24 protein-coding genes and 1 pseudogene are annotated in these 22,861 nt (G+C 70.8%); 6 read left to right on the top strand and 19 right to left on the bottom strand.

The window, feature by feature from the left end; translation table 11 throughout:
• Nucleotides 1-25: 25 nt before the first annotated feature.
• The 3 genes and pseudogenes from ACIQMV_RS22140 to ACIQMV_RS22150 all read right to left on the bottom strand — a co-directional run.
• Entirely contained in the window at nucleotides 26-904 is an 879-nt protein-coding gene (locus ACIQMV_RS22140; RefSeq protein WP_401778440.1) for a universal stress protein, read from the bottom strand.
• Nucleotides 888-1,334, bottom strand: coding sequence for a DUF1918 domain-containing protein (locus ACIQMV_RS22145; RefSeq protein ID WP_402595198.1), 447 nt, complete (start codon nucleotides 1,332-1,334; stop codon nucleotides 888-890). Before ACIQMV_RS22145 ends, ACIQMV_RS22140 begins: the two co-directional genes overlap by 17 nt.
• A gap of 3 nt (nucleotides 1,335-1,337) precedes the next feature.
• Nucleotides 1,338-2,690 (bottom strand): annotated as a pseudogene (locus ACIQMV_RS22150) (nicotinate phosphoribosyltransferase); the annotation flags it as partial.
• 171 nt (nucleotides 2,691-2,861) lie between these two features.
• On the opposite strand from ACIQMV_RS22150, the gene ACIQMV_RS22155 reads away from it, so the two are divergent.
• Nucleotides 2,862-3,284 carry an Hsp20/alpha crystallin family protein gene (locus tag ACIQMV_RS22155; protein WP_141355697.1) on the top strand — a complete coding sequence of 141 codons (423 nt, stop codon included), beginning with the start codon at nucleotides 2,862-2,864 and terminating at the stop codon, nucleotides 3,282-3,284.
• A 63-nt stretch (nucleotides 3,285-3,347) separates the two neighbouring features.
• Here ACIQMV_RS22155 and ACIQMV_RS22160 read toward each other — a convergent pair whose 3' ends face one another.
• The 9 genes from ACIQMV_RS22160 to ACIQMV_RS22200 are packed head-to-tail and all read right to left on the bottom strand — an operon-like array spanning nucleotide 3,348 to nucleotide 11,081.
• On the bottom strand, nucleotides 3,348-3,968 hold the full coding sequence (locus ACIQMV_RS22160; RefSeq protein ID WP_402594895.1) for a V-type ATP synthase subunit D: 621 nt from the start codon (nucleotides 3,966-3,968) through the stop codon (nucleotides 3,348-3,350).
• Nucleotides 3,965-5,359 (bottom strand): V-type ATP synthase subunit B, encoded by a 1,395-nt coding sequence (locus tag ACIQMV_RS22165; RefSeq protein ID WP_402594897.1) that lies wholly within the window; start codon nucleotides 5,357-5,359, stop codon nucleotides 3,965-3,967. The genes ACIQMV_RS22160 and ACIQMV_RS22165 overlap by 4 nt, the downstream gene beginning before the upstream one ends.
• A complete protein-coding gene (locus tag ACIQMV_RS22170) occupies nucleotides 5,356-7,158 on the bottom strand; it encodes a V-type ATP synthase subunit A (RefSeq protein WP_402594898.1) in 1,803 nt (600 codons plus the stop codon). Before ACIQMV_RS22170 ends, ACIQMV_RS22165 begins: the two co-directional genes overlap by 4 nt.
• Nucleotides 7,155-7,664 carry a hypothetical protein gene (locus tag ACIQMV_RS22175; protein ID WP_402594900.1) on the bottom strand — a complete coding sequence of 170 codons (510 nt, stop codon included), beginning with the start codon at nucleotides 7,662-7,664 and terminating at the stop codon, nucleotides 7,155-7,157. Before ACIQMV_RS22175 ends, ACIQMV_RS22170 begins: the two co-directional genes overlap by 4 nt.
• The gene (locus tag ACIQMV_RS22180; RefSeq protein WP_390727712.1) at nucleotides 7,661-7,888 is read right to left on the bottom strand and encodes a V-type ATP synthase subunit F; all 228 of its coding nucleotides are present in this window, start codon (nucleotides 7,886-7,888) and stop codon (nucleotides 7,661-7,663) included. The genes ACIQMV_RS22175 and ACIQMV_RS22180 overlap by 4 nt, the downstream gene beginning before the upstream one ends.
• A 2-nt stretch (nucleotides 7,889-7,890) precedes the next feature.
• Entirely contained in the window at nucleotides 7,891-8,304 is a 414-nt protein-coding gene (locus tag ACIQMV_RS22185; RefSeq protein ID WP_141355687.1) for an ATP synthase subunit C, read from the bottom strand.
• Entirely contained in the window at nucleotides 8,289-9,731 is a 1,443-nt protein-coding gene (locus ACIQMV_RS22190) for a V-type ATPase 116kDa subunit family protein (protein WP_402594902.1), read from the bottom strand. Before ACIQMV_RS22190 ends, ACIQMV_RS22185 begins: the two co-directional genes overlap by 16 nt.
• Entirely contained in the window at nucleotides 9,718-10,647 is a 930-nt protein-coding gene (locus ACIQMV_RS22195) for a hypothetical protein (RefSeq protein ID WP_402594904.1), read from the bottom strand. The genes ACIQMV_RS22190 and ACIQMV_RS22195 overlap by 14 nt, the downstream gene beginning before the upstream one ends.
• Nucleotides 10,644-11,081, bottom strand: a complete 438-nt coding sequence (locus ACIQMV_RS22200) for a hypothetical protein (protein WP_402594905.1) — start codon at nucleotides 11,079-11,081, stop codon at nucleotides 10,644-10,646. Before ACIQMV_RS22200 ends, ACIQMV_RS22195 begins: the two co-directional genes overlap by 4 nt.
• A 167-nt stretch (nucleotides 11,082-11,248) precedes the next feature.
• On the opposite strand from ACIQMV_RS22200, the gene ACIQMV_RS22205 reads away from it, so the two are divergent.
• Nucleotides 11,249-12,115, top strand: a complete 867-nt coding sequence (locus ACIQMV_RS22205; protein WP_402594907.1) for a CBS domain-containing protein — start codon at nucleotides 11,249-11,251, stop codon at nucleotides 12,113-12,115.
• 182 nt (nucleotides 12,116-12,297) lie between these two features.
• Here the strand turns inward: ACIQMV_RS22205 and ACIQMV_RS22210 are convergent, their stop codons facing one another.
• The 3 genes from ACIQMV_RS22210 to ACIQMV_RS22220 all read right to left on the bottom strand — a co-directional run bounded on the left by ACIQMV_RS22210 (nucleotide 12,298) and on the right by ACIQMV_RS22220 (nucleotide 14,068).
• Nucleotides 12,298-12,951 (bottom strand): CBS domain-containing protein, encoded by a 654-nt coding sequence (locus tag ACIQMV_RS22210; protein ID WP_402594909.1) that lies wholly within the window; start codon nucleotides 12,949-12,951, stop codon nucleotides 12,298-12,300.
• Between the two features lie 43 nt (nucleotides 12,952-12,994).
• Nucleotides 12,995-13,453 carry a cyclic nucleotide-binding domain-containing protein gene (locus ACIQMV_RS22215; RefSeq protein WP_141355680.1) on the bottom strand — a complete coding sequence of 153 codons (459 nt, stop codon included), beginning with the start codon at nucleotides 13,451-13,453 and terminating at the stop codon, nucleotides 12,995-12,997.
• Between the two features lie 351 nt (nucleotides 13,454-13,804).
• Nucleotides 13,805-14,068, bottom strand: coding sequence for an SHOCT domain-containing protein (locus tag ACIQMV_RS22220; RefSeq protein WP_402594910.1), 264 nt, complete (start codon nucleotides 14,066-14,068; stop codon nucleotides 13,805-13,807).
• Nucleotides 14,069-14,208: 140 nt separating this feature from the next.
• On the opposite strand from ACIQMV_RS22220, the gene ACIQMV_RS22225 reads away from it, so the two are divergent.
• Complete coding sequence (locus tag ACIQMV_RS22225; RefSeq protein ID WP_402594912.1) at nucleotides 14,209-14,751, top strand: MarR family winged helix-turn-helix transcriptional regulator; 543 nt, start codon at nucleotides 14,209-14,211, stop codon at nucleotides 14,749-14,751.
• Nucleotides 14,752-14,769: 18 nt separating this feature from the next.
• On the opposite strand, the gene ACIQMV_RS22230 is transcribed toward ACIQMV_RS22225, so the two are convergent.
• On the bottom strand, nucleotides 14,770-15,123 hold the full coding sequence (locus ACIQMV_RS22230; RefSeq protein WP_402594914.1) for a hypothetical protein: 354 nt from the start codon (nucleotides 15,121-15,123) through the stop codon (nucleotides 14,770-14,772).
• Between the two features lie 39 nt (nucleotides 15,124-15,162).
• Nucleotides 15,163-16,866, bottom strand: coding sequence for a cytochrome c oxidase subunit I (gene ctaD, locus ACIQMV_RS22235; RefSeq protein WP_402594916.1), 1,704 nt, complete (start codon nucleotides 16,864-16,866; stop codon nucleotides 15,163-15,165).
• Nucleotides 16,867-17,363: 497 nt separating this feature from the next.
• Here ctaD and ACIQMV_RS22240 point away from each other — a divergent pair, with 497 nt between their 5' ends.
• Nucleotides 17,364-17,741 (top strand): hypothetical protein, encoded by a 378-nt coding sequence (locus ACIQMV_RS22240; RefSeq protein WP_402594918.1) that lies wholly within the window; start codon nucleotides 17,364-17,366, stop codon nucleotides 17,739-17,741.
• A gap of 110 nt (nucleotides 17,742-17,851) precedes the next feature.
• Here ACIQMV_RS22240 and ACIQMV_RS22245 read toward each other — a convergent pair whose 3' ends face one another.
• Complete coding sequence (locus tag ACIQMV_RS22245; protein ID WP_402594920.1) at nucleotides 17,852-18,919, bottom strand: endonuclease/exonuclease/phosphatase family protein; 1,068 nt, start codon at nucleotides 18,917-18,919, stop codon at nucleotides 17,852-17,854.
• An 87-nt stretch (nucleotides 18,920-19,006) separates the two neighbouring features.
• On the opposite strand from ACIQMV_RS22245, the gene ACIQMV_RS22250 reads away from it, so the two are divergent.
• On the top strand, nucleotides 19,007-19,702 hold the full coding sequence (locus ACIQMV_RS22250) for a response regulator transcription factor (RefSeq protein WP_141355664.1): 696 nt from the start codon (nucleotides 19,007-19,009) through the stop codon (nucleotides 19,700-19,702).
• Nucleotides 19,695-20,810 (top strand): sensor histidine kinase, encoded by a 1,116-nt coding sequence (locus ACIQMV_RS22255; RefSeq protein WP_402594922.1) that lies wholly within the window; start codon nucleotides 19,695-19,697, stop codon nucleotides 20,808-20,810. The genes ACIQMV_RS22250 and ACIQMV_RS22255 overlap by 8 nt, the downstream gene beginning before the upstream one ends.
• Nucleotides 20,811-21,055: 245 nt before the next feature.
• Here ACIQMV_RS22255 and ACIQMV_RS22260 read toward each other — a convergent pair whose 3' ends face one another.
• Nucleotides 21,056-22,657 carry a hypothetical protein gene (locus ACIQMV_RS22260; protein WP_402594923.1) on the bottom strand — a complete coding sequence of 534 codons (1,602 nt, stop codon included), beginning with the start codon at nucleotides 22,655-22,657 and terminating at the stop codon, nucleotides 21,056-21,058.
• Between the last annotated feature and the right edge of the window lie 204 nt (nucleotides 22,658-22,861).

Below are 22,861 nucleotides of genomic sequence, written 5' to 3' on the forward strand. Positions count from 1 at the left end.
TTTCCCTTCGTGACGACCCGGCCGTTCACCCGTGTGTCGGGACGGCGATGACAGGGCAGCCGGCGTGGTGCAGCACGCCTTGGCTGACCGAGCCCAGCAGCATGCCGGTGAATCCTCCCCGGCCTCGGGTCCCCACCACCAGGCCCAGTGCATGCGCCGAGGCATCCGTGAGCACCTGGACGGGATGCCCGACGACCACTTCGTGGCGCAGGTCCACCTCGGGGAAGCGGGCGTGGCGGCCCGCCACGATCTCGGAGAGCAGCCGACGGCACTCCTGCTGCGGCTCGTCCGTGTCGAAGAGCCTGAGCGGCCCCGGCTCCCAGACGAAAACGGCTCGCAGCTCAGCGCCGCGCAAGGCCGCCTCCTCGAACGCCATATCGACCGCGGCAGCGGAGTGTTCGCTGCCGTCGACGCCGACGACGTAGTACGCGGGGTCCTGGGTGATGTGTTCCGGCTCGGGGACGACCACCAGGGGACAGTGCGTATGGGCCATCACCGGGAGGGCGACCGACGCGGAGCCGAACGCCTCCTGCCTCCGGCTCAGGTGCTGTGATCCCAGCACGACGGCGGTGGCGTCGCGGCTCTGCTCGCACAGCACCCACACCGGGTCGCCCTCCGCGAGCAGGGCGTCCACCTCGAGCTGCGGGTGCCGGGCCACGACGAAGTCCGTGACCTCCTCGAGCACCTGCTTCCCGGCCTTGTGCAGCGCCTCGTTCCATTCCTCCCACGACGGCGGGACGTCCGGCTTCCGGTAGCCCCTGGTCGGCACGCCCTCGACGTGGACCGGGCGCAACGGCAGCCGTCGGCGGGCGGCCTCGTCGGCGGCCCAGGCCACTGCCATCCGGTGGGCCGGATCAGGAGCGACGCCCACCACGATCGGGCGGCGGTCACCGGGCCGGGACATGGTCGCCTCCGGTCACCACATGCCTGATGGACGCGTCAGGGCCGGGGAAGTACAGGGTCACCCGTCCGCTGTCGGCCCAGCGCACGTCGTAGGGCGGGCCGCCGTCCGGATGGCGGAGACCGACGATCTCGCCGTCTCGGGCGATGACCCCGGCTGCGGTTCCGCGTACGACGATCTCGTCGCCGACGCGGGCGCGCATCCAGGTGCCGCCGGCTTCGGAGCCGGTACTCCGTACGGACCGGTCGTTGTTCTTCGCTGGTGCGGGAGCGGACATCGCCCTCGCCTCCTCCCTGCGGTGGCGCGGAGAGGTGCCGCCAATTCCATGGAAGGCCCTGGGAGGTGCGACCTGCCAGGGGCCATTGGTCCCCGCGACGCGCCTGTCGGCCCTCCGCCGTACGTGCCTGTCACCGCGCGCGGAGGGGTGGGGCATCGCCGTGTCCGGGGGCGCGGCGCGACGCCCCGCGCCCAGGCGGGCTTCGATATCGGCTCGCACCGAGGCGGTCAGCTCTTCAAGGGCCTGGGACCGGACCGGTGGGACCGGCTCGGGGTCCTTGATCCGGCGTGCCGATCCGGGCAGAACGGCGATGTCCTCGCGGAATCGCCTGCGCGCGTCCTGCCAGCGGTCCGGCGACCACGTCCGACGCCCACCCCGCATGACCGTGCGCAGCAGCGGCTGTGCGGAGTCCGGCGGTTCTTCCAGCGCCAGGGCGATGACGTCGGGCCGTCCGGCGCGGCGGAAGACCTGCTTGCGGCCCGGGGCCGTGACTTTCGCCGAGGACAGCTTCATCACCGGGTGGCCGTCGTACTCGACGAGCTTGTACGCAGCGTCCAGGTACGGGGCGTCCGCCGCCACGCCCACACGCGTGCCCACCGCGTACACATCGATCGGGGCACCGGCGCGTACGAGCCGGTCCACTCCGTACTCGTCGAGTCCGCCGCTGGCCACGATCCGTACGTCGGCCAGCCCGGCGGCGTCCAAAAGGGCGCGTGCCCGCCGCGAGAGTGCGTCGAGGTCGCCGCTGTCCAGGCGGATCGCGCAGCCGGGGCCGCGCCGGAGATCGGTGAGAACCCGGGCGGCGACGCGCACGCCCTGCTCGGTGTCGTAGGTGTCGACGAGGAAGGTGACCGGACCGGGGTGGCAGTGCGCGAAGGCGCGGAACGCCTCGTCCTCGCCGGGAAAGGCCTCGATGTAGGAGTGGGCCATGGTGCCCGAGGCCGGGATGCCCAAGGAGGCGGCAGCGGCGACATCGCTTGTGCCGGCGAAGCCCACCAGGGCGCCCAGCCGGGCGGCCTGCAGCCCGGCCCATGGGCCGTGAGTGCGGCGCAGCGAGAAGTCGATGACCGGCCTGCCGGCCGCGGCCAGTACACAGCGCGCCGCCTTGGACGCCACCACCGTCTGGTGGCAGAGCTGGTTCAGCAGGTACGTCTCGACGAGCTGTGCCTGCGGCAGTGGGGCGGTCACCTCCAGCAACGGCTCACCGGCGAAGACCACATGGCCCTCCGGCATCGCGCGCACGTCGCCCTCGAAGGAGAGGCCGAGGAGCGGTTCGAGGTCCTGGACAGGGCGGCGCAGGGCGTCCGCGAACGCTTCGACGTCCTCCTGCTCCGTGCGGTAGCGGGCCAGGAAGTCCAACGCGGACTCCAGGCCCGCGGCGACCAGGAAGCCCCGACCGGGCGGAAGGTCGCGGACGAAGAGGCTGAAGGTGGCCGGGGCACACATGTCCTCCCGGAGATAGGACATGGCCATGGTCACTTCGTAGAGGTCGGTGGTGGTGACGTCGGACATGGTGATCGCCGCCGGTGTCGTGGTGCCCTGGTTTCAGTCTGACCGCGACCGCGGTGGACGAAAGGGACCTCAGACCCCCCTGCATGGGCTGTTCGGCCTCAGCGCCACGGAGTTCCGCGCGCTGAACTGGAGGTGTCCACAGGAAGGGGCAACAGCTCAGGAGGTACGGCGATGAGCACACTGACACGCAGGCAGGGGTTCGCGTTTCCGGAGATCCCTGACTGGTTCGAGAACCTTCCGGCACGGTTCGCGATGCCCACGATGGGTGACCTGTACACGGTCCGGATCGAGGACTACACGGAGGAGGGCCGCTACGTGATGCGGGCGGAGCTTCCGGGCATGTCGCCCGAGGACATCGACGTCTTCATCAGCGACGGCGTGCTGACGGTTCAGGCGGAACGCACCGAGAAGGACATCACGAGGAATCACAGCGAGATCCGGTACGGCGCGATGAGCCGCAGCGTGTCGCTGCCGCCCGGCGCGGACGAGGACGACGTCAAGGCCGACTACGCCGACGGCATGCTGACCGTCAGCGTGGGCCTGGGCACCGAGAAGGCGGAGGCGAAGCACGTGGAGATCCGGCACGGCAAGTGACACCGGCCGACGATGCATGGCGGGTCCACCCGGGCCCGCCGTCGGCGCGTCGTGCGCGGGGTTTCATCGGTCCGTGCGGGTGGAGGCCCAGCGGCGTCGTACCGCTTCTTCGTGTTCGGCCTCCTCCAGCGCCAGTTCCACCGCTGCCAGTTCGGCCTGCAGCCGAGGGATCCAGTGCCGGCGCAGGGCCCGGACCCGCTGCCGCGTCCGTTGGGCTTCCGCGGCCAGGAGTTCGGCGGCTGCCTGGTGGGCGGCAAGGTTCGCCGCGGCGCGGACCGCGGCACGACAGGCCGTCTCGGCGTGCGCGAGGGCCGTGTTGGGGGCTGTCGGTTCCGCCGGGGAGCGTATGGGGTCCGTCCAGTCCACTCCCGCCGGGTGGCTGACGCCCATCAGCGTGGCCCATGTGACGTCGACGCGCGCCCGGTCCGCGGGCGCCGCCACGACCAGCGCGTGTTCGCCGCCGAGCAGTACCCCGCGCAGCAGCCAGGTTTCCGCGTCGGCCAGCCTCTCCCGCCACATCCGGCCCGCGTCCTCAGCTGCCCGTCGCGCGGTGTGCTCCCGGTCGAGCAGGAGCCGGAGTTTGCGTTCCAGCAGGTCCGCTCCGCGCACGGCGGTGGCGAGACTGCGCCGCAGCCGCAGGCGCCCAGCTCGTCCCGCCGGAACCCGGCGCCTGTGCGGGCTCATGGCGCCTCCTCGTCCTGCGGCGGAGTGCGGCTGTCGAGCAGGTCGGCCGGGAGCATGCCGAGCTGGCTGCGCGGCAGGGTCAGCAGCACCTCCCAGGCCCGGTCGAGGGAATCGTCCAACGACCGGGCCTCGGCGGTGCCCTGGGCGAGGAACCGGTTCCGGAAGGCGTCTTCGAGGTCCAGGAGGCGCAGATCGGCCGGGCTGAGCGCCGACCGTCCGATCAGGTCGGCGAGCTCCGCCACCTGCCGGGACCGGGCCAGCGCGGCGATCAACTGTGCGGCGACGGCCGGATGGTCCGCGCGAGTCCGTCCGGCTCCGGTTCCCTTGCGCATCAGACGTGACAGCGAGGCCAGCGGATCCACGGGCGGATAGGTGCCGACGGCCTGGACATCGGCGGACAGCACGATCTGCCCTTCCGTGATGTAGCCGGTGAGATCGGGGACAGGGTGGGTGATGTCGCCCGCCGGCATGGTGAGCACGGGCAGGATGGTGACCGATCCCGGTCGGTCCTTGATTCGGCCGCAGCGTTCGTAGAGGGAGGCGAGGTCGCTGTAGAGGTAGCCGGGGTAGGCCCGCCGGGCCGGTATCTCACCGCGTGCGGCGGACACCTCGCGCAGCGCCTCGGAGTAGGCCGTCATGTCCGTCATCACCACCAGGACGTGGCGGCCCTCCGTGAACGCGAGGTGTTCGGCGACGGTCAGGGCGAGTCGCGGGGTGAGCAGCCGTTCGATCACCGGGTCGTCGGCTGTGTTGAGGAACAGGACCAGTTGCCGTGCGGCGGAACGCGCGGCCAGCCCTTCGCGGACGAACGCCGTGTCGGCGTGGGTGAGCCCCATGCCGGCGAACACGGCGGCGAACGGCTCACCGCCACAGGTCGCCTGAGCCGCGATCTGCACCGCCAGTTCCAAGTGCGGCAGCCCCGCAGCCGAGAACACCGGCAGTTTCTGGCCGCGCACCAGCGTGGTCAGCACGTCCACCGCGCCCACGCCGGTGAGTACCGGTTCGTTCGGCGGTTCCCGGCGTACCGGATTGATCGGCGCGCCGCCGACTGCCGCATACGACCCGCCGAACACCGGCGGCCCGCCGTCGGCCGGTTCGCCCCGGCCGTTGCACACCCGTCCCAGCCATCCGGTCCCCACCGGGATCCGCAACGGCGAGCCCGAGAAGGCGACCCGGGTGCCGGTGCGGCTCATACCGGCGGTGTCCTCCAGGACCTGCACCACCGCGAGGTCGCGGTCCACCTCCAGGACCAGCCCGTGCCGTTGTTCACCAGAGTCGAGGACGATCGTGGCGAACTCGTCCCAGCCGACGCCGCCGACCCCTTCGACGACCACCAGCGGGCCGCGCAGTTCCCGCACGCCCGTGTACTCGATGACCGGGGGACCGGTCATGCCGCCTCCTTCAGCCGGGCCATCACGGTGTCCCGCGCCGCGGTCACCGGAGCGGTCTCCGCCGGGCCGGCCGTCTCGCGCGCCCGCAGCAGCGGGGTGAAGTCGACCGCCTCGACGGCGTCCACGGGGGTACCGGAGTCCACCAGCTCCGCACAGCGGTCGATCACCGTCAGCACCGCCTCCACCAGGGCCGCGGTCTTCTCGGGGGTGCTGTAGGCGTCCGCCGGGGACAGCGCGTTCTGCTGGACCGCTGCCTCGCGCAGCAGCCGTCCGGCGAGCACACTGATCCGCTCCAGGGGCGGCAGGGCGGTGATGCCGACCAGTTCGACGAGGTCGGCCAGCCGGTCCGCCTCCACCAGCTGCCGTGCCACCCGCCCCCGCCGCTCGGCCCACTCGGGGTCGTCGGCCCGCGCGTGCGCGGCGGCCAGCCCGGCGGCGTCCCGGGAGAAGGACTCCGACCAGGAAACGGCCGGATAGTGCCGTGCGTAGGCGAGATCGCGGTCCAGGCTCCACAGACACCGCACGAACCGCTCGGTGTGCGCGGTGACGGGCTCGGTGCGGTCGCCGCCCGGTGGGGACACGGCACCGATCACCGTGACGGACCCGTTCGCGCCGCCGAGCGTGCGTACGGCCGCCGCCCGCTCGTAGAACGCGGCCAGCTGGGAGGCGAGCCCTGCCGGATAACCCTCCTCGGCGGGGAGTTCACCCATGCGGGAGGCGAACTCGCGCAGTGCTTCCGCCCAGCGGGACGTCGAGTCGGCGATCAGGACGACATCGAGGCCCATGTCGCGGAAGTACTCCGAAACCGTCGCCCCCGTGTGCACACTCGCCTCGCGGGCCATCATCGGCATGTTGGAGGTGTTCGCGATCGTCACGGTCCGCTCCGCCAGACGGCCCCCGGTCCGCGGATCAGTCAGCTCCGTCAGCTCCTCCATGACGTCCGCCATCTCGTTGCCGCGCTCGCCGCAGCCGACGTAGACGATCACATCCGCGTCGCACCACTTGGCGATCTGCTGGAGCAGCATGGTCTTGCCGGTGCCGAAGCCACCGGGAACGGCGACCGTGCTGCCCCGCGCCACAGGGAAGAGCAGGTCGACGGCGCGCTGCCCGGTGTTCAGGGGCACGTCCGCCGTCAGTCGTCGCGCGACCGGTCGCGGCCTGCGCACCGGCCACGACTGCGCCATCCGCACCTCGTTCCCGCCCACCACGGCGAGCACGGCGTCCGAGGAGTGCTCGCCCGCCGACGAGATCCGAGTCACCTCGCCCGACAGGTCCGGAGGCACCAGAAGCCGTAGTGGCACGCTCGCGCCGATCTCCCCGAGGACGTCACCGGCCGCGACCCGCGTCCCCTCCGACACCCGTGGCGTGAACGACCGATCCCCGAGGCCCGGTTCAGCAGTCGTCGGCCCGTTCGTGGTGAGAAGGTCGCCGGCGCCGGTCAGAGGGCGCAGCAGACCGTCGAACACACCGCCGAGCAGATCAGGGGCCAACCGCACCGACAGCGGTCGCCCCTGGGGTTCCGCGGGATGGCCGGGGGCCAGCCCGCCGGTGTACTCGTAGGCCTGGACGGTGGCCGTGTCGCCGTGGATGGCGACGACCTCGCCCGGCAGCCGGGCGTCGCCCAGTGCGACCAGATCGTGCATGGCGACCGCAGGAGGGCAGGTGATCTCCACGAGGGGACCGGCGACGCGGAGAATCCGAGGGCGGTCGGTCCGGCCGGTTGCCGGAGCACTGCTCGCGGCCCGCGCAAGCGGGCCGACGCCGGGTGAGTCCGACGCCTGGTTCCCGACGGCGGTCACGGTGGCCCCCAAAGCGTCTCGGCCTGGAGACCCAGCCTCTCCAGGGCGCGGTCGGCGAGGGCGTCCGCCGACAGATCAACCCGGCGGCCAGGCACTTCGGCCGTCACCCCGCCCTCCGCGGCGGCCACGAACCGCGCCTCCGCTCCCAGCAGGGCCCGTGCCACCTCCGCCAGGCGCGACCGCGAAACCGCGTCCTCAGCCAGCGCCCGCCGCACACCCGCGCGAACCGCGGCCCTGAGCACCGCATAGACATCGGCGCGGGCCGCGAGTTCCACCGCCCAGGCGTCCTGCGCCGCACGAACCCGTTCCCGGGCCGCCTCGGCGGCACCGTCCGCCTCGCCGAGTTCCCGGGCCCGCGTGAGCACCGCCTCAGCCGTAGCGCGAGCCGCGCGCAGGGTTTCAGCCGCGACGGCCCGTGCACGGTCCAGTACCGCGTCGGCCGAGGCGCGTGCCGCGCGCAGCAACTCGGCGCGCACGGGGTCCAGCGCATCCACCGGCGCGGTCATGAGGGCATCACCACCGTCAAGGGCCGGGCCGGTTGGGGTGCCGTCGCCGCGTCCCCCAGCACCTCGGCGGCCTCGGGCGTGAGAATCACCAGGCCGACCGTGTCGGGCAGCGTCCGCCAAGCCTCGCGGACGGCGTCCGGTTCCTCCGCGACGAGGACGTCGACCCCGGCCAGGGCCAGCCCGCACACGTTGGTTCGTGCGCCGATGGCGGCCACGGTGCCCATCGTCAGGCCTTTCCGATCAGCAGGATCGCGACCACCAGCCCGTACACGGCGATGCCCTCGGCCAGGCCGACGATGACCATCGCCCGGCCGAACATCTCCGGTCGTTCGCTCAGCGCGGCCAGCGCCGCGGCTCCCGTGTAGGCGACGGCGATCGCGGCTCCTATCGACGCGCCGGCCACCGCGATGGCCGCCCCGATCAAGGCGGATCCGTTGACTCCGCCGTGCGCGGCGGCCTGCGTCGAGGCCTGCGCGGGGCCCGCCAGCGCCGTGGCGAGGACGGCGAAGGCGCCGCCCAGCAGGGCGAGGTTCGTGGCGAGCAGCCAGCGGAAGGCGTGTTTGGTCCGGCGCCGCCGCAGCAGCCGGACGGCGCCGAGCACCGCGACCAGGACCGGCAGGACGATCAGCCAGGTGAGCATGGGATCACCTTCGTAGCGGGGTCGGCAGGTTCCGCCGGGGAAACGTGCCAGGGACGGAACGGTCGGCCTTCCGTCTCGAAGAGCCGGGAGAAGAGTTCGTAGAACTCCAGCCGCAGGGCCTGCACACCGGCCACCAGGGCCTCCAGACCGAAGGACACGGCCGTGCCCACGACGAACAGCAGTGCGGCGCCCGCGACTCCGGCGGCGCCGCGCCCTGCCAGGGCCGTGGTGCCGCGCCACACCAGGCCTGCGAGCGCGGCATGGGTGAGGCCGAACGCCGCGAGCCGGGCGAACGACAGGGTGTTGGTGCCGGTGCGCACGACGACGTCGAACAACCGCACCACCGTCTCGGCGAGTCCCGCGCCGCCGCCCGCCGTGGCCCGGAACAAGCCCGACGCCACCAGCGCCAGCCCGGCCACGGCAAGGGCACCCCCGGCGACGGCCGGGGCCCGCAGGTGCAGCAGCAGGCCCGCCGCGGCCAGAGCGAGACCCAGATAGAACAGCAGTCCGGCACAACCGGACGCCGCGTACAGTCCTGTGCCCCAGCCGCCCTCACGCACGCGGTTCACCGCGCCGGCGACGTGCGCGAGCGCCAGCAGACCGGCCCCGAGGGCCACGGCGGCGGCCAGCAGACGAGTGGGATCCTCCAGCGGGCTCAGCCACAGCACCGGCAGCAGCCCGGTGGGCCCGAAGAACTCGCCGTAGGCGGCCCCCGCGAGCATGGAGGCGACTCCCGCGCCCGCCAGGAAGGGCCACAACCTGCCCAGCCGGGCCCACCGCCGGGGCCACCCGAGGCGCAAGGCGAACGCGCCGAGCAGCAGCAGCGCCCCGTGCCCCACGTCACCGAACATGATCCCGAACATCGCGACGTAGGCGAGGCCCGCCGGCCACGAGGGGTCGAGGTCCGCGTAGGCGGGCGTGCCGTACGTCGTCACCAGCGGCGTGAAGGAGGCGGTCCGGCCCGGCCGCAGCAGTGTCGGGGGATCGGTTCCGTACGGGGAGGGCAGCGGCAGCAGCGCACCGCCCGCCGCGGCCAGCCGCCCCGCGACGCGGGGAACCTCGGTGGCCGGGCACCACCCGGCCAGCGCGGCGACCTCCCCACGCCGTACGGCGCCTTCCGCACGCTCCTCCAACTGGGCCTCGCCCGCCAGCAGAGCGACACAGCCCCGCTGTTCGAGCAGATCGAGATCGGGCGTGGCGGCGGCAAGAACAGCCGGAGCGGTGCTCTCGGGTCCGGCGGTCGTGCCCCGTCCGCGCAACCGCTGCAGGCGCACGGCCGCCGCTCCCGGGGCAGCCTCCTCGGCGCGGTCCAGTTCCACGCAGCCGGCTTCGGCGATGCGCACGAGTGTGTCCCGCAAAGCCACTTGCGGCACGACCACCGCCACACGGCGCATCCGGACCGGCGTCACCGCCTCAGGCCAGGGCATCGAACGCCTCCCCGGGCCGTCCACTGCGAGCCGCGGATTCCAGCGCCGCCCGCACCCGCCAGGCGTCCACGGTCAGCACGGCGACCGCACCGACGACCACCCTGGGCCCGTACCGGCCCTCGCGCAGCATCGCCGCCCCGTCGGACTGCACCGTCCGCCACCAGCGGGCCTCGGCCCGCCACAGCTCGCCCGGCTCGTCGACTTCCGCCAGGACCCAACCGGCCGCCGGGGGCAGGTGCTCACGGAACTCCTGGTATGAAGCGGCGGCCGGCGCCCGGGTCCCGAGCAGCCGTGCCGCATCGCGCCGCACGGGCTCCGGAAGAGAGCGGTGGTGTACGAAGAGTTCACGCGCCGCGAGCAGGAGCGCGCGTCCCTGGGCCCAGCGGCGTGCGGACGGTACGGCGACGGCGGTGCGCCGAGCGGCGGCCATCCGCATGCCCGTGAGCAGGGCCCACGGCGTATCGCCGCCCGGGTCACCCCAGGGTGAGGCGGTGAGGGCCGCGCGCAGTTCCGCGGGCGTCCCGGCCCGCTCCAGACTTCGCCAGGCGGTCTCCAGCGCCCCGAGCCGGTACGGCTCAGGCGCCTCCGCGCGGCGGCCCTCCGGTGCGGGCAGCCGGGCGACCACGTTGGCGATCTCGAACCCGGCGGCGAGCGGAACGAGCAGGCGAGCACCACCCGGCGGCAGCCATCCGGCCAGAACCCGTAGATGCCACAGCACGGTGGCGGCCACCGCCCGCTGTGCCTGCGGCAAGCCCGCCGCTGTCCGCGCGTAGCGAGCGTACGGCGTCGTGGCCAGGCGCCGCAGGGCGTCGTCGAGCGTCGGGCCACGGGCGATCTCCCGCGCCCCAACGGCACCCGGATACCGGCCGACGAGGGCTTTCGCCCGCACCGCTCCAGCGACCCAACCGGCACTCATGGCTCTCCTCGCGCCCCGCCTGCCGGACGCAGGGCATCGGCCACCGCGAGGTCCACCAGGTACGGCATGCGCTCCACCGCCCGCGCGTGGATCGCCGAGGCCGCGCGGTCACCGGCGGCGCGCAGGGCCTCGGCTTCCTGCCGCGCCTCCCGGAGAAGCGGTTCAGCGGCCTGTCGGCGAACCTCCGGGGCTTGTTCCCGCGCGGCCGCCACAAGACGTTCGGCTTCGTGCGAGGCACCCCGCCGAAGGGCCTCGGCCGCCTCCTGGGCGGCGGCCCGGATCCGTGCCGCCCGCTGTTGAACATCCGCCAGTCGGGCGAGGGCAGGCTCCAGTTCCGCGGTGCGCTCCGCCGCCCGATCGGCGGGCACGCCCGTGGCGGACGCTCCCGGCGTACCCGCCGGACGGAACCGCTCCAGGAAGTCCCGCAGGCTCATCGGCGGCCTCCTGCCGATCGGCTGCTCCTTCAGTTTCACCGTTCCTCGTCCGCCCTGCACCGCATAGGGCCGTCACGCTGTTCCATCAGGGCCGATCGGCTCTTGGCACGGGCATGGGGAGCGAAACACTGGGACGGTGGGCAGTTCGACGGAGTCAGGAGGCCGCCGTGAACGCGCACGAGAACCACCGCGCAGAGGCCGAGGCCCGGCGGGACATGCCCGCCCGCCCCTGGAGCCCCGAGGAAATGACACGGCAGGAGAGGCTGCTCCGCTACCTGGGTGTCGTGGCCACGGCCGCCGCACAGCACGCGGGCACCGCGGTCGGCCCGCCCGGCACGGAGGAGCAGGCACCGCCGGCCGCCACGCCTGCGCCGCGGCCTGCACTCCCCGAACCCGGGGAGCCTGTGGTGCGGAACGTGATGGACGTGCCCGCCGCCTCCCTCCGCGAAGACATGCCGTATCGCGACATCGCCCGCTTGCTGGCACGCGAGCATGCGGGCGCGCTCCCGGTCGTGGACGCCGAGGACCATGTGGTCGGCGTTGTCTCGGAGTCCGATCTGCTGGCGAAGGTCGCCTTCGATGCCTCCGGTCACCGGCCCGGACGCGTCGGCAGGCTGCGTGAACGCCGCATGCACGGCAAGGCGCGTGGTGAGACGGCCGCCGACCTGATGACAAGCCCCGCGATCACGGTCCTGCCCGGCGCGACGGTTGCCGAGGCTGCCTGGCTCGCCGCGCTGGCCAGGCTGAAGCGAATGCCCGTCACCGATCACAAGGGCCGTCTGGTGGGCGTCGTGCGCCGTGACGCGCTGCTGCAGGCACTGATCAGAGACGATGCCGGCATCCAGACGGAGGTGCGGGCCAGGCTCGAAGCCTGCTGTCCCCCGGCGGACCGGGAGACCGTGGACGTGACCGTGCACGACGGCATCGTGGAGCTGACCGGGCGGCTGCCCTCGGCGACGATGGCCCGGCTGGTGGCCCAGGTCGAGGAGATCTCCGACGTCGTCGAGGTGAAGAACCTGCTCACCACCACCTGACCTCGGTAGCCGTCATCGGACCACGGGGAGCGTGGTCCTTCGCGTGGTGTGCACTGTGCGGGTCGGATTCGTACTGGTCGAGGCGAGAGGCGACCACGCGCTGCACAACGGTCCTGCGGAAATCGCCATCAGCCGAACTCGACCACGACCTGTGGCGGTTGCCGCAGCACAGCGGTTCGCGGTCATTCGGCGTCGGCGGCGGTGAGACGGCAGTCCACGCCCACGACCCCTTCGACACCTTGGACCATGCGCGTGGCCAGCGGAATCCGAGCGGACTCCCCGACGCGTCCGGTCAGGGTCGCGACGCCGTCGGTCACCATGATGTGCACGGGCTCGACCGGGGCCGGGAAGAGGACGTCGACGACGTCACGGCGGATCTCGTCGGCGAGTTCGTTGTCCGGGCGCAGGAACACCTTCAGCAGATCGCCACGGCTGACCACGCCTTCGAGCACACCCCCGGTGTTCACCACGGGCAGCCGTTTGACATGTCGCAGGGCCATGATGCGTGCCGCCTCGGCGAGCGTGGCATCCGTGTGGACGGTGACGGCCGGCGTGCTCATCAGCTCCTCGGCCAAGACCGCCCCAGCCTTGGCGAGGTCGGTCAGCCTGCGCAGTTGGGTGAACCGGTCGGGGTCGCTGTCCCGGAATTCCTCCTTGGGCAGCAGGTCGGCCTCGGAGACCACCCCGATCACCCGGCCGTCCCCCTCCAGTACCGGAAGGGCACTGACCTTCCACTGATCCATACGCTCGACGATGTCCTTGAACAGAGCCTTGCGGCCCACCGCTACGACGGCGCGCGTCATCACGTCACCAACCTGGTGCGGGCTGCCGTGCATCTCTCCTCCTCGAATTCCTCGGCAGGGCCAAGCACCTGTGTGGTCACGCAAGGCCCCCGCTGCCGAAGGGCGCGTAGAGGTCGAGCAGCCGAATGCGCGAGGCATGCAGCCGCTGCGCGACCACACGTCCCACCCACACCGCAATGGCTCGGCCGAACTCGGCGTCCTGCGCGCATGTCGTGCGCACCGCCTCGGCGTCGAACTCCCAGGCCCGCACCGGGCTCATCGCCTCGGCACCCAGGTGCCAGGTGTACGGCGGAAAGTGCCAGGACCAGCCGACCAGTTCGCCGTGTCCCAGCGTCTCGATGACGGCGGGGCGGCGGCCGGGCACGTGCAGGTCGAGGGCGACGGTGCCGCTCCGCACGATCCACAGGCGATCGGCGGGGCGGCCCTCCTCGAACAGGCGGGTGCCGGCGTCGAAGGAGACCTCACGAGCGAGGCGCATCAGCCGTTCGCGGTGTACGGGCTCAAGAGCCGTGATCATGGTGGTGGCGGAGGTCATCGCACCGGCTCCCTTCCTGAGCTGTTGATCCCGGCCCGGCGCACGTCCTTGTCAGGCGGATCGAGGACAGCAGGAGACGGGAAGGGCACCCCGCTTCTCGCGGATCCGGATCGCGCGGTGCCCGGCTGCCGACCGCTCCTCCGCGTCTCCAACCGTCCTTCCCGCCGCTACCAGCACACCGCCGGGACCGCCGGTGCACCAGGGCCGACCGGCCCCATTGCAGGGTTTGACCTGCAGAACCTGCGACATCACCGCCGGAAGCCGGATCGGCGATGCGAACTCGCGATCAGCGGCCACCGCCTCCCACCGCCTATCGGCCGGTGCAGGGCCCGGCGAACGGCCGGGCCGCGGTCACTGAGGCTTCGGCCTGTGGGCGGCGAGGCGTTCGCGCGCCTCGGTGTAGGTGTCGGCGTCGATTTCACCGGAGGCGAAGCGGCGGTCGAGGATCTCCTCGGGTGTCTCTGGTGGTGGCTGCCCCGGGCCTTGCCCACTGCCGCGATCCGTGGGGGGCCGCGTGAGGCGGACCACGAGCCCCACCAAGAGGCCCAGCAGCACGATCCACACCAGGGGCATCAAGGCCATCCAGGCCCAGCCACCGCCATGCCAGTACCACACTGTGCCCACCTCCCGGGGAGGCTTCCTCCTCCCACCTTCCCTCAGTCCCGGAGGCGGCGCCAGGGCCGTTCGGCACCACTACCACGCGGGTGTCGGCGTCCCTCAGCGGTGACGACCACGACCGATAAGCTGGCCCCGAGATGGGCAGGGACGACGAGATCGAAGCCGATGGCGCGGGCGACAGCGTGGACGCGATGCTGGCCGAGTGGCGGAGCGAGTGGCCGGAACTGGACGTGTCGTCCAGCCAGGTGGTCGCCCGCCTGCTGCGTGCGGCTCGGCTGCTGGAAGAGCGGTTCGTGACGCAACTGCGCCGCCCGGGCGGCATGCCCGTCGCCAATGTCGGGGACTTCGACCTGCTGCAGGCGCTGCGCCGCGGTGGCCCTCCCTACGCGCTGACGCCCGGGCAGCTGCGCCAAGCGCTGATCGTCTCCTCCGCCGGCCTGACGGGCAGGCTCAACAGGCTGGAGCGGGAGGGCTGGATCGAGCGCGGACCCTCCCCTGTCGACGGCAGAAGCACTCTGGTCAGTCTGACGGAGGAGGGCCGGGTGAGTTTCGACCGCCTGGTGGAACGGCACTTCGCCCTGGAACGGGATGTGCTCTCCGTGCTGGAACCGGAGGAGCGCGCGGGGATGGCGGACGCCCTGCGCAAGCTCCTGGTGTCCCTGGAGGAGGACGCCTGCTGAGCGAACGGCCGAGTGGCGTCAGGCCGATCCCGCCGCCGTTCCGAGGATCACCGCGACGCAGAGCCCGATCAGCCCCATGGTCACCACGGCCAGAGCGACGGCCGTCTCCCGTGTGAAGCGGCGGTGTCGGGCCTCGTACTGAGTCTCGAGCTGCTGTATGCGCTCCGCGATCCGGCGGGTGACCTCGCGGGCGTTCTCCACCTGCTCGCGGGCGTACGCTTCCTCGATCACGAGGCGCTGGTCGGTGGTGAGTCCGGGCAGCTCCCAGGCGAAGTCCCGCGCTGTGCGGTGCGCCTCCCGGCGGTTGGCCTCGCGGTAGAGGTAGCCCTCGATCTGGTGCATGCCGAGGGCGGCTTCATGACGTGCGTCCATGGACGGCTCCTGAACGTGTGAACGGGTGGACCGGTCTGCTCAGCGGCGGCCGCCGGCGGTCGTCCGCTCCTCTTCGACGGCGCCACTGACGGCGATCTCGGGATGGGAGAGGTCGAAGGCGGGTGACTCGCTTCGTATGCGCGGCAGCTTTGCGAAGTTGTGGCGGGGCGGGGGACAGGACGTCGCCCACTCCAGCGAACGGCCCCAGCCCCATGGGTCGTTGACGGTGACCTTCTCGCCGTACCTGGCCGTCCTCCAGACGTTGTGGAAGAACGGCAGGATCGACAGGCCGAGCAGGAACGAGGAGATCGTGGAGACCGTGTTCAGGGCGGTGAAGCCGTCGGCCGCCAGGTAGTCGGAGTACCGGCGCGGCATGCCCTCGACGCCCAGCCAGTGCTGGACCAGGAAGGTGCCGTGGAAGCCGATGAACAGCGTCCAGAAGGTGATCTTGCCCAGGCGCTCGTCGAGCATCCTGCCGGTGAACTTCGGCCACCAGAAGTGGAAGCCGGCGAACATCGCGAACACCACGGTGCCGAAGACCACGTAGTGGAAGTGCGCCACCACGAAGTACGAGTCCGTGACATGGAAGTCCAGTGGCGGTGAGGCCAGGATCACGCCGGTCAGGCCACCGAACAGGAAGGTGACCATGAAGCCCATGGACCAGAGCATCGGCGTCTCGAAGCTCAGGGACCCCTTCCACATGGTGCCGAGCCAGTTGAAGAACTTCACCCCGGTCGGGACCGCGATCAGGAAGGTCATGAAGGAGAAGAACGGCAGCAGCACACCACCCGTCACATACATGTGGTGTGCCCACACCGTCACCGACAGACCCGCGATCGCGATGGTCGCGCCGACCAGCCCCATGTAGCCGAAGAGCGGCTTGCGGGAGAAGACGGGAACCACCTCGGACACGATGCCGAAGAACGGCAGCGTCAGGATGTACACCTCCGGGTGCCCGAAGAACCAGAAGAGGTGCTGCCACAGCAGCGCCCCGCCGTTGGACGGGGCGAAGATCTGCGCCCCGAACTTCCGGTCGAACTCGAGCGCGAGAAGCGCGGCGGCGAGCACCGGGAAGGCCAGCAGGACCAGCACGCTGGTGAGCAGCACGTTCCAGGTGAAGATCGGCATGCGGAACATCGTCATGCCCGGGGCACGCATGCAGACGATCGTGGTGATGAAGTTGACCGAGCCGAGGATGGTGCCGAAGCCCTGCATGGCCAGGCCCATGATCCACAAGTCGTTGCCGATCCCCGGTGAGTGGACCGTGTCGGACAGCGGGCTGTAGGCGGTCCAGCCGAAGTCGGCGGCGCCCTGCGGGGTGAGGAAGCCGCCGACGGCGATCAGCGAGCCGAGCAGGTACAGCCAGTAGGCCAACATGTTCAGTCGCGGGAACGCGACGTCGGGTGCGCCGATCTGGAGCGGCATGATCCAGTTCGCGAAGCCGGAGAAGATCGGCGTCGCGAACATGAACAGCATCACGGTGCCGTGCATCGTGAAGGCCTGGTTGAACTGCTCGTTCGAGATGAGCTGCAGACCGGGACGGGCCAGCTCGGCACGCATGAGCAGTGCCATCAGGCCACCGAAGCAGAAGAACGCGAACGAGGTGACCAGGTAGAGCGTGCCGATCCTCTTGTGGTCGGTAGTGGTCAGCCACATGACGGCGGCTCGGCCCGGTAGGCGGCGTCGTCCGGGAGGAGTCGCCCGCGGCGACGAAGCGGGCGGTGACAGAGCGGGCAGGGCCACGGCAATCCTCCATGCGTGCGAGATCTCCGGGCGTGCGGTGCTGACGCACCGAGCGGCCCGGCCTCTGCCAACATATCTCGCTCGCGAGAGAAATAAATCCGGAGGGTGTCCGCGTTCGGAGTCCGGAGGGTGTCCGCGTTCAGGAGTCCGGAGGATGTCTGCGTTCCAGAAGGCCAGGGGGTGTCTGCGTTCCAGGGAGCGGCGGTGCGTTGCGGGGCGGCCACGACGTCGCCGTCCCCGGGCGCCCGTCGACGTGGTCCGGGCGATCGGCCCGCAGGGGGACCAGAGCCACGGGGGCTCGGGCCGGAAGGTGGTGCTCCATACCAGGAGCCCCGAAGCTCGATGACCGTCCTTGCGCGAGACGGTCATCCCTCGTCCGGAAACACCTCGGCCATCGGCTCAGTGCTTCAGACCGAGCCCGGCAATGGGAGCGGTGTGTCAGGCGACTTGGGCATCACCTCCTGATGCGCGGGGCGTGCGACCCGTATCGTCCAGACATGGACACCACTGCTTCACCCCGCGTCCTCGTCATCGGGCTTGATCCGTATCGGCTGCCCGGGCCGTGGGATCCCGAGCCGGTGGCCAAGGCGATCGAGGCGGGACTGACCAAGTTCGCCGAGCATGGCGTGGGCGTCGAGACCTGCCTCATCGGCCTTGACGGAAGTGACGACGTGGAAGCGGTCGTCGGGAATGCGCTGCGCGCCCATCCGTGGGAGTGCGTGACCGTCGGCGGTGGCCTGCGGCACTCGGACGATCAAGTCGAACTCCTCGAGCAGGTGGTCAACCTGGTTCGGCGGCACGCACCCGATGCGGCCATCGCGTTCAACAGCACCCCCACCACTACCTATGAGGCCGCTGCCCGTTGGATCGAGTGACGACACCGGATCACGGGACCCCGGCTTCACCTCCTGGCTCGTCGTCGGGACGCTCGGCGAGCGGACGAATGCCATCCGCAACAGGTGGGGCGCCGGCCTTTACGCGATGTTCACCAGCTGATTCCGGCCGCCACCGGCAGGTGGTCGCCGCCGGTGGCGGGCAGCACCCACGAGCTCTCCGGCTCCACGCCTCTGACCAGGATCTGGTCGATCCGCACCACCGGGAACCTTGCCGGCCAGGTGAAGCCGAAGCCGTTCCCGGCCGCGTCCTGGGCCGAGTGCATCTGTGAGGTGATGCCGGCGAACGCCCGGTCGTCCATGGTGCCGTTCAGGTCGCCGAGCAGCACCACCCGCTCACTCGGATCGGCGGCGACGGCCTTGCCGAGCGCCTGCGCGCCTCTGTCCCGTGAGACCGTCCAGTAGCCATTCCTGGGCATCAGCCGTACGGACCCCAGGTGGGCCACATACACCGTCAGCGGCCCGTGGTCCGTGGCCACCGTGGTGCGCAGCGCCCGGTTGTGGGCCAGCTTGACGTCGACCGGCTTGGTGTCCGCCAGCGGCCCGTAGTCCGTCTCGATGTCGACCGGCCGGGTGTCCGACAGCGGCAGCTTGCTCCACAGCCCGACCGTGCCCTGCACCGTGTGGTACGGGTACGCCTTCGCCAGCTCCTTCTCGTACGTGCCCGTGGCCTGCGGTGTCAGCTCCACCAGGGCCAGCACGTCCGCACCGGAGGCGGCCAGGCCGCGGGCGGTGCCGGCCGGGTCGGGGTTGTCGGCGTTGACGTTCTGCTCGGCCACGGTGAGGTCGCTGCCCGGGCGGGACCTGTCGCCGAGCAGCCCGCCGAAGAGGTTGAGCCACACCACACCGGGCAGCAGCAGCGCGGCCATGGCGGAGGCGGAACGACGCCACAGCGCCCCGATCAGCAGTACGGGGATGAACAGGCCGAACCACGGCAGGAAGGTCTCCACCAGGCTGCCGAGGCCTCCGCGGTCCGTGATCTGCGCGTGCAGCAGCATGAGCAGGCCGAGCAGCAGCGCCGCCGCCGCGAGCACCGGGCCGCGTTTCCAGGGACCCGGCCGGGAGCCGATGCGGATCGCCCGGCGGACGCCCCCGCGCCAGGTGCCGGCGCCGGTATCCCGGCGGCTCCTTGTCCGTGCTGATGGTGGGGTGTGACGCATACCGCCAGTGAAGGGGGCGCGGTGTTGCCGGCGCGTATGAGATTTCCGATATGCCGACGATATGTGCCGGCCCGTAGCCTCGACCGCATGCGCGTATTGATTGTCGAGGACGAGCCCTACCTGGCAGAGGCCATCCGCGACGGCCTGCGCCTGGAAGCGATCGCGGCAGACATCGCGGGCGACGGCGACACCGCTCTGGAACTGCTGAGCGTCAACGCCTACGACATCGCCGTCCTCGACCGGGACATCCCCGGACCGTCCGGTGACGAGATCGCCAAAAGCATCGTCGCCTCCGGGAGCGGCATGCCGATCCTCATGCTGACCGCGGCCGACCGTCTCGACGACAAGGCCACCGGATTCGGACTCGGCGCCGACGACTACCTCACCAAGCCGTTCGAGCTCCAAGAGCTCGCGCTCAGGCTCAGAGCACTCGACCGCAGGCGCGCCCACAGCAGGCCTCCCGTGCGAGAGATCGTGGGTCTGCGCCTTGACCCGTTCCGCAGAGAGGTCTACCGGGGCGGCCGCTATGTCGCGCTGACCAGGAAGCAGTTCGCCGTGCTCGAAGTCCTCGTCGCCGCCGAGGGCGGTGTCGTCAGCGCCGAGGACCTCCTGGAACGCGCGTGGGACGAGAACGCCGACCCGTTCACCAACGCCGTACGCATCACCGTCTCGGCGCTGCGCAAGCGTCTCGGAGAACCCTGGATCATCGCCACCGTGCCGGGCGTCGGCTACCGCATCGACACGCAACCGGAGACAGGCCACAAGGGAGGCGAGCGTGGATAGAGCACCCGGGTTGAGCGTTCGCCTCAAACTCACCCTCAGTTATGCCGGATTCCTCATGCTTGCCAGCGTCCTGCTGCTCGCTGCGGTGTGGATGTTCCTCCTGCGCTACGTCCCCGATCGTGCGTTCATCGTCCCCGGCTCCACTGGCACCGACACCCACGCGGTTTTTCCCGTCCGGTCCAACCTCCTGCACGTCTTCGCTCCGAGGGCAGCCGCAGTGCTGGCATTCCTGGCGGTGTTCGGCCTTGTGGGAGGGTGGATCCTCGCCGGCCGGATGCTCGGCCCGCTGGCTCGCATCACGGGCGCCACCCGCCTGGCCTCGACCGGTTCGCTCTCCCACAGGATCCGACTGCCGGGCCGCAGGGACGAGTTCCGCGAACTCGCCGACGCCTTCGACACGATGCTGGCACGGCTCGAAGCACACGTCGCCGAACAGCGGAGATTCGCAGCCAACGCCTCGCACGAGTTGCGCACCCCGCTGGCGATCTCGAAGGCACTTCTCGACGTGGCCCGCACCGATCCGAACCACGACGTCGGCGAAGTCATCGACCGCCTGCACGCCGTCAACAACCGAGCGATCGGCCTTACCGAGGCATTGCTCCTGCTCAGCCGCGCTGACCAGCGGTCCTTCACCCGAGAACACGTCGACCTGTCCCTCATGGCGGAAGAAGCCACCGAAACACTCCTCCCCCTCGCGGAAAAGCGTGACGTCACCATCGAGACCCGCGGCGACATCACCCCCACGATCGGATCGCAAGCGCTCCTGCTGCAGCTGACCACGAACCTCGTGCACAACGCGATCGTCCACAACCTGCCCGCGCAGGGCACCGTGTGGGTCGATACCAGCGTCCGCCCCAAGACCGTGGTGCTCACTGTCGAAAACACCGGCGAGAAACTCACCCCAGAGCTGGTCTCGACACTCGCCGAACCGTTCCAGCGCGGCACCGAGCGCGTACACACCGACCACGCGGGCGTCGGCCTCGGCCTGGCAATCGTCAGAACCATCACCCACGCACATGACGGAACACTGACCCTCACTCCGCGCTCCGCCGGCGGGATCCGCGTCACTGTGGAACTGCCCGCGACAGAACCGCACTCCGACAGATGACGAATCACCCCCGGCACCGCGGCCGGCGTCTCGCAAGGCGAGGAACGAGTTGCCGCCGAACTCGACATCCACATCAGTGGCGCGGGGCCGCCTCGGGGAGGGGGCGTAGGTGGTGTCGAACCGCTCCAGCTTCGTCACCTCGCCCCGGACCCACACCTCCGCCTCGCCCTGCAGGATCGTCACGTGCTCGTCGCACAGCGCCAAGCGGGCCCACCACCACCCTCGTTGCGGTGTTCGTTCGACCCTCAGCGGTTGCTGAAGGTCACCTCCTTCGAGCCCTCGGCGCGTTCGAAGGTGCCGGCGAAGCCCCAGTTCTGCCAGCCTCCGTCACCGTTGTTGGAGATGGTTCCCTGGTCGATGGAGAACACATCGACACCGTGCACCACCGCGAGGTGTTCGAGGCCGGACACCCCTGAGAAGGAGAGGTCGTTGAACGACTTCACCGCGATGATGTTCGTGCCGGGAAAGCCGCGGCTGTACTCGTCGATCAGTGAATGGATCAACTCGGCGCTGTCGCCCGGTACATCGCCGGAGTAGTCGGTACCGGGGTACGGCCCGCCGTCCGTGTACTTCGGCGTCCCGTCGTTGAAGTTGACCGCGCCCGTTCCGGTGGGGACGGAATCGGCGTCCAGGTCGGCGGGTTCCGGCTGCTCGAAGGTCACCTCCGTGCCGTCGCGGGTGAAGTCGCCGTAGAAGGCCCAGTTGGTGTAGCCGCCGTCGCCGTCGTTACTGAACGTGCCCTTGTCGAAGACGTAGATGTCGAACACGGCCCGGCCCGAGTCGATGTCATCCCCCTCCTCGTCAGCGTGGTACTCGTTGGAGTTCAGCCGGTACCTGCCGTGATGGACGAACGAATCCGGCTGCTCGACCCAGTGCGACGACTGCTCCGAGTGCATCGCGACCACGTTGTAGTCGGGGAAGCAGCGGCGCATGTCGTTCACGAGCATCCGGACAGCCTGAGCCGACGCCTCGTTGTCCAGCGGGGAGTACGTGTTGTAGTACCGGCTCCGGTCGGGCAGTTCTTCCCCCTCGGTCTCGCAACCCTCGTCACCGGGCTGCCAGCCCTCCTTCCGTCTGGGACGGGGCGGCTCTTCGAACGTGACGGTGCGGCGGTCCTCACTGACGTCGAACACGCCGTGGAACCCGCGGTTCTTCCATCCGAGGTCGGCGTCGTCCGCCCAGGTGAACGTGCCGGTCCTGAAGGCATAGACGCGGTACGTCGTGCCGCTGATGCTGACGGTCTCGATCAGCGCCGCACCGTCCATCTGCTGCAGATTGCCCTCATGCGGCTGGGCGATGACGATGTTGTAGTCGGGGAGACAGTAGGCGAGGTCCGCAAGCGCCTCCTGGACCCGCTTCTCCTTGTTCTTCTCGTTGTTGACCTTGTCGATGACGAAGTTGACCAGCCAGGAGTAGCCCCAGGCGGCGGCCGTGCTGACGGGGCCGTTACCCGGAACGGAGACCGACGACTTCGATGCCCGTTCCCGCGGCTCGAAGCACAGATCGGGAAGCGCGTTCCCCTTGCTGCCGTCGGACTTGTCACCGGACTCGCCACCGGGCTCGCCGGTCCCTTCACCAGGGGCGGCCGCGGGCCTGACGGGTTGGCCGGGATCGGACTGCCCGTCGCCGCCGGTGACATCGTTGTCGCCAGTGCAGTCGCTGCCGCCTGCCATCTCCACGACCCGGCAGATCTGCTGGTGTGCGGAACTGGAGATATCGCCCCCGATGACGGTGCCGACGATCGCGCCGACCACGAGGGTGACGAGCCCCAGCATTCCCAGGTACTCGACTGCTGTCTGCCCCGTGCTCGTGCGTACTCCTCGGCGTATTCGGTCGCTGCGGTTCACGCGTCACCTCGTCGTGGCTTGCTCGATCCGGTCACCGGGGGCCGTGCCGTACACCCGCCGGGGACCGAACCGTAACGACGACACCCGGGCCCATGGACAGGGCTCAGAGGCCCATCCCAGGACCCAAATCGGAGGGTGGGGCCCAGTGGTCGGGCCCGGCGCGTCCCGCTGGCCGGGCCTCTACGGAGGCCCACCGGGCAGGTG

This window comes from Streptomyces sp. NPDC091412 (genome assembly GCF_044756885.1).
In the GTDB taxonomy this organism is placed as follows: domain Bacteria; phylum Actinomycetota; class Actinomycetes; order Streptomycetales; family Streptomycetaceae; genus Streptomyces.

Bases quoted from the DNA above. Each gene is read 5' to 3' on its own strand.
- ACIQMV_RS22250 (WP_141355664.1), top strand. From the start codon at position 19,007: ATGCGCGTATTGATTGTCGAGGACGAGCCCTACCTGGCAGAGGCCATC.
- ACIQMV_RS22180 (WP_390727712.1), bottom strand. From the start codon at position 7,888: ATGGGCACCGTGGCCGCCATCGGCGCACGAACCAACGTGTGCGGGCTG.
- ACIQMV_RS22215 (WP_141355680.1), bottom strand. From the start codon at position 13,453: ATGACCTCCGCCACCACCATGATCACGGCTCTTGAGCCCGTACACCGC.
- ACIQMV_RS22190 (WP_402594902.1), bottom strand. From the start codon at position 9,731: ATGCCCTGGCCTGAGGCGGTGACGCCGGTCCGGATGCGCCGTGTGGCG.
- ACIQMV_RS22185 (WP_141355687.1), bottom strand. From the start codon at position 8,304: ATGCTCACCTGGCTGATCGTCCTGCCGGTCCTGGTCGCGGTGCTCGGC.
- ACIQMV_RS22155 (WP_141355697.1), top strand. From the start codon at position 2,862: ATGAGCACACTGACACGCAGGCAGGGGTTCGCGTTTCCGGAGATCCCT.
- ACIQMV_RS22240 (WP_402594918.1), top strand. From the start codon at position 17,364: ATGGACACCACTGCTTCACCCCGCGTCCTCGTCATCGGGCTTGATCCG.
- ACIQMV_RS22175 (WP_402594900.1), bottom strand. From the start codon at position 7,664: ATGACCGCGCCGGTGGATGCGCTGGACCCCGTGCGCGCCGAGTTGCTG.
- ACIQMV_RS22195 (WP_402594904.1), bottom strand. From the start codon at position 10,647: ATGAGTGCCGGTTGGGTCGCTGGAGCGGTGCGGGCGAAAGCCCTCGTC.
- ACIQMV_RS22140 (WP_401778440.1), bottom strand. From the start codon at position 904: ATGTCCCGGCCCGGTGACCGCCGCCCGATCGTGGTGGGCGTCGCTCCT.
- ACIQMV_RS22200 (WP_402594905.1), bottom strand. From the start codon at position 11,081: ATGAGCCTGCGGGACTTCCTGGAGCGGTTCCGTCCGGCGGGTACGCCG.
- ACIQMV_RS22245 (WP_402594920.1), bottom strand. From the start codon at position 18,919: ATGCGTCACACCCCACCATCAGCACGGACAAGGAGCCGCCGGGATACC.
- ACIQMV_RS22225 (WP_402594912.1), top strand. From the start codon at position 14,209: ATGGGCAGGGACGACGAGATCGAAGCCGATGGCGCGGGCGACAGCGTG.
- ACIQMV_RS22145 (WP_402595198.1), bottom strand. From the start codon at position 1,334: ATGCCCCACCCCTCCGCGCGCGGTGACAGGCACGTACGGCGGAGGGCC.
- ACIQMV_RS22210 (WP_402594909.1), bottom strand. From the start codon at position 12,951: ATGCACGGCAGCCCGCACCAGGTTGGTGACGTGATGACGCGCGCCGTC.
- ACIQMV_RS22160 (WP_402594895.1), bottom strand. From the start codon at position 3,968: ATGAGCCCGCACAGGCGCCGGGTTCCGGCGGGACGAGCTGGGCGCCTG.
- ACIQMV_RS22230 (WP_402594914.1), bottom strand. From the start codon at position 15,123: ATGGACGCACGTCATGAAGCCGCCCTCGGCATGCACCAGATCGAGGGC.
- ACIQMV_RS22165 (WP_402594897.1), bottom strand. From the start codon at position 5,359: ATGACCGGTCCCCCGGTCATCGAGTACACGGGCGTGCGGGAACTGCGC.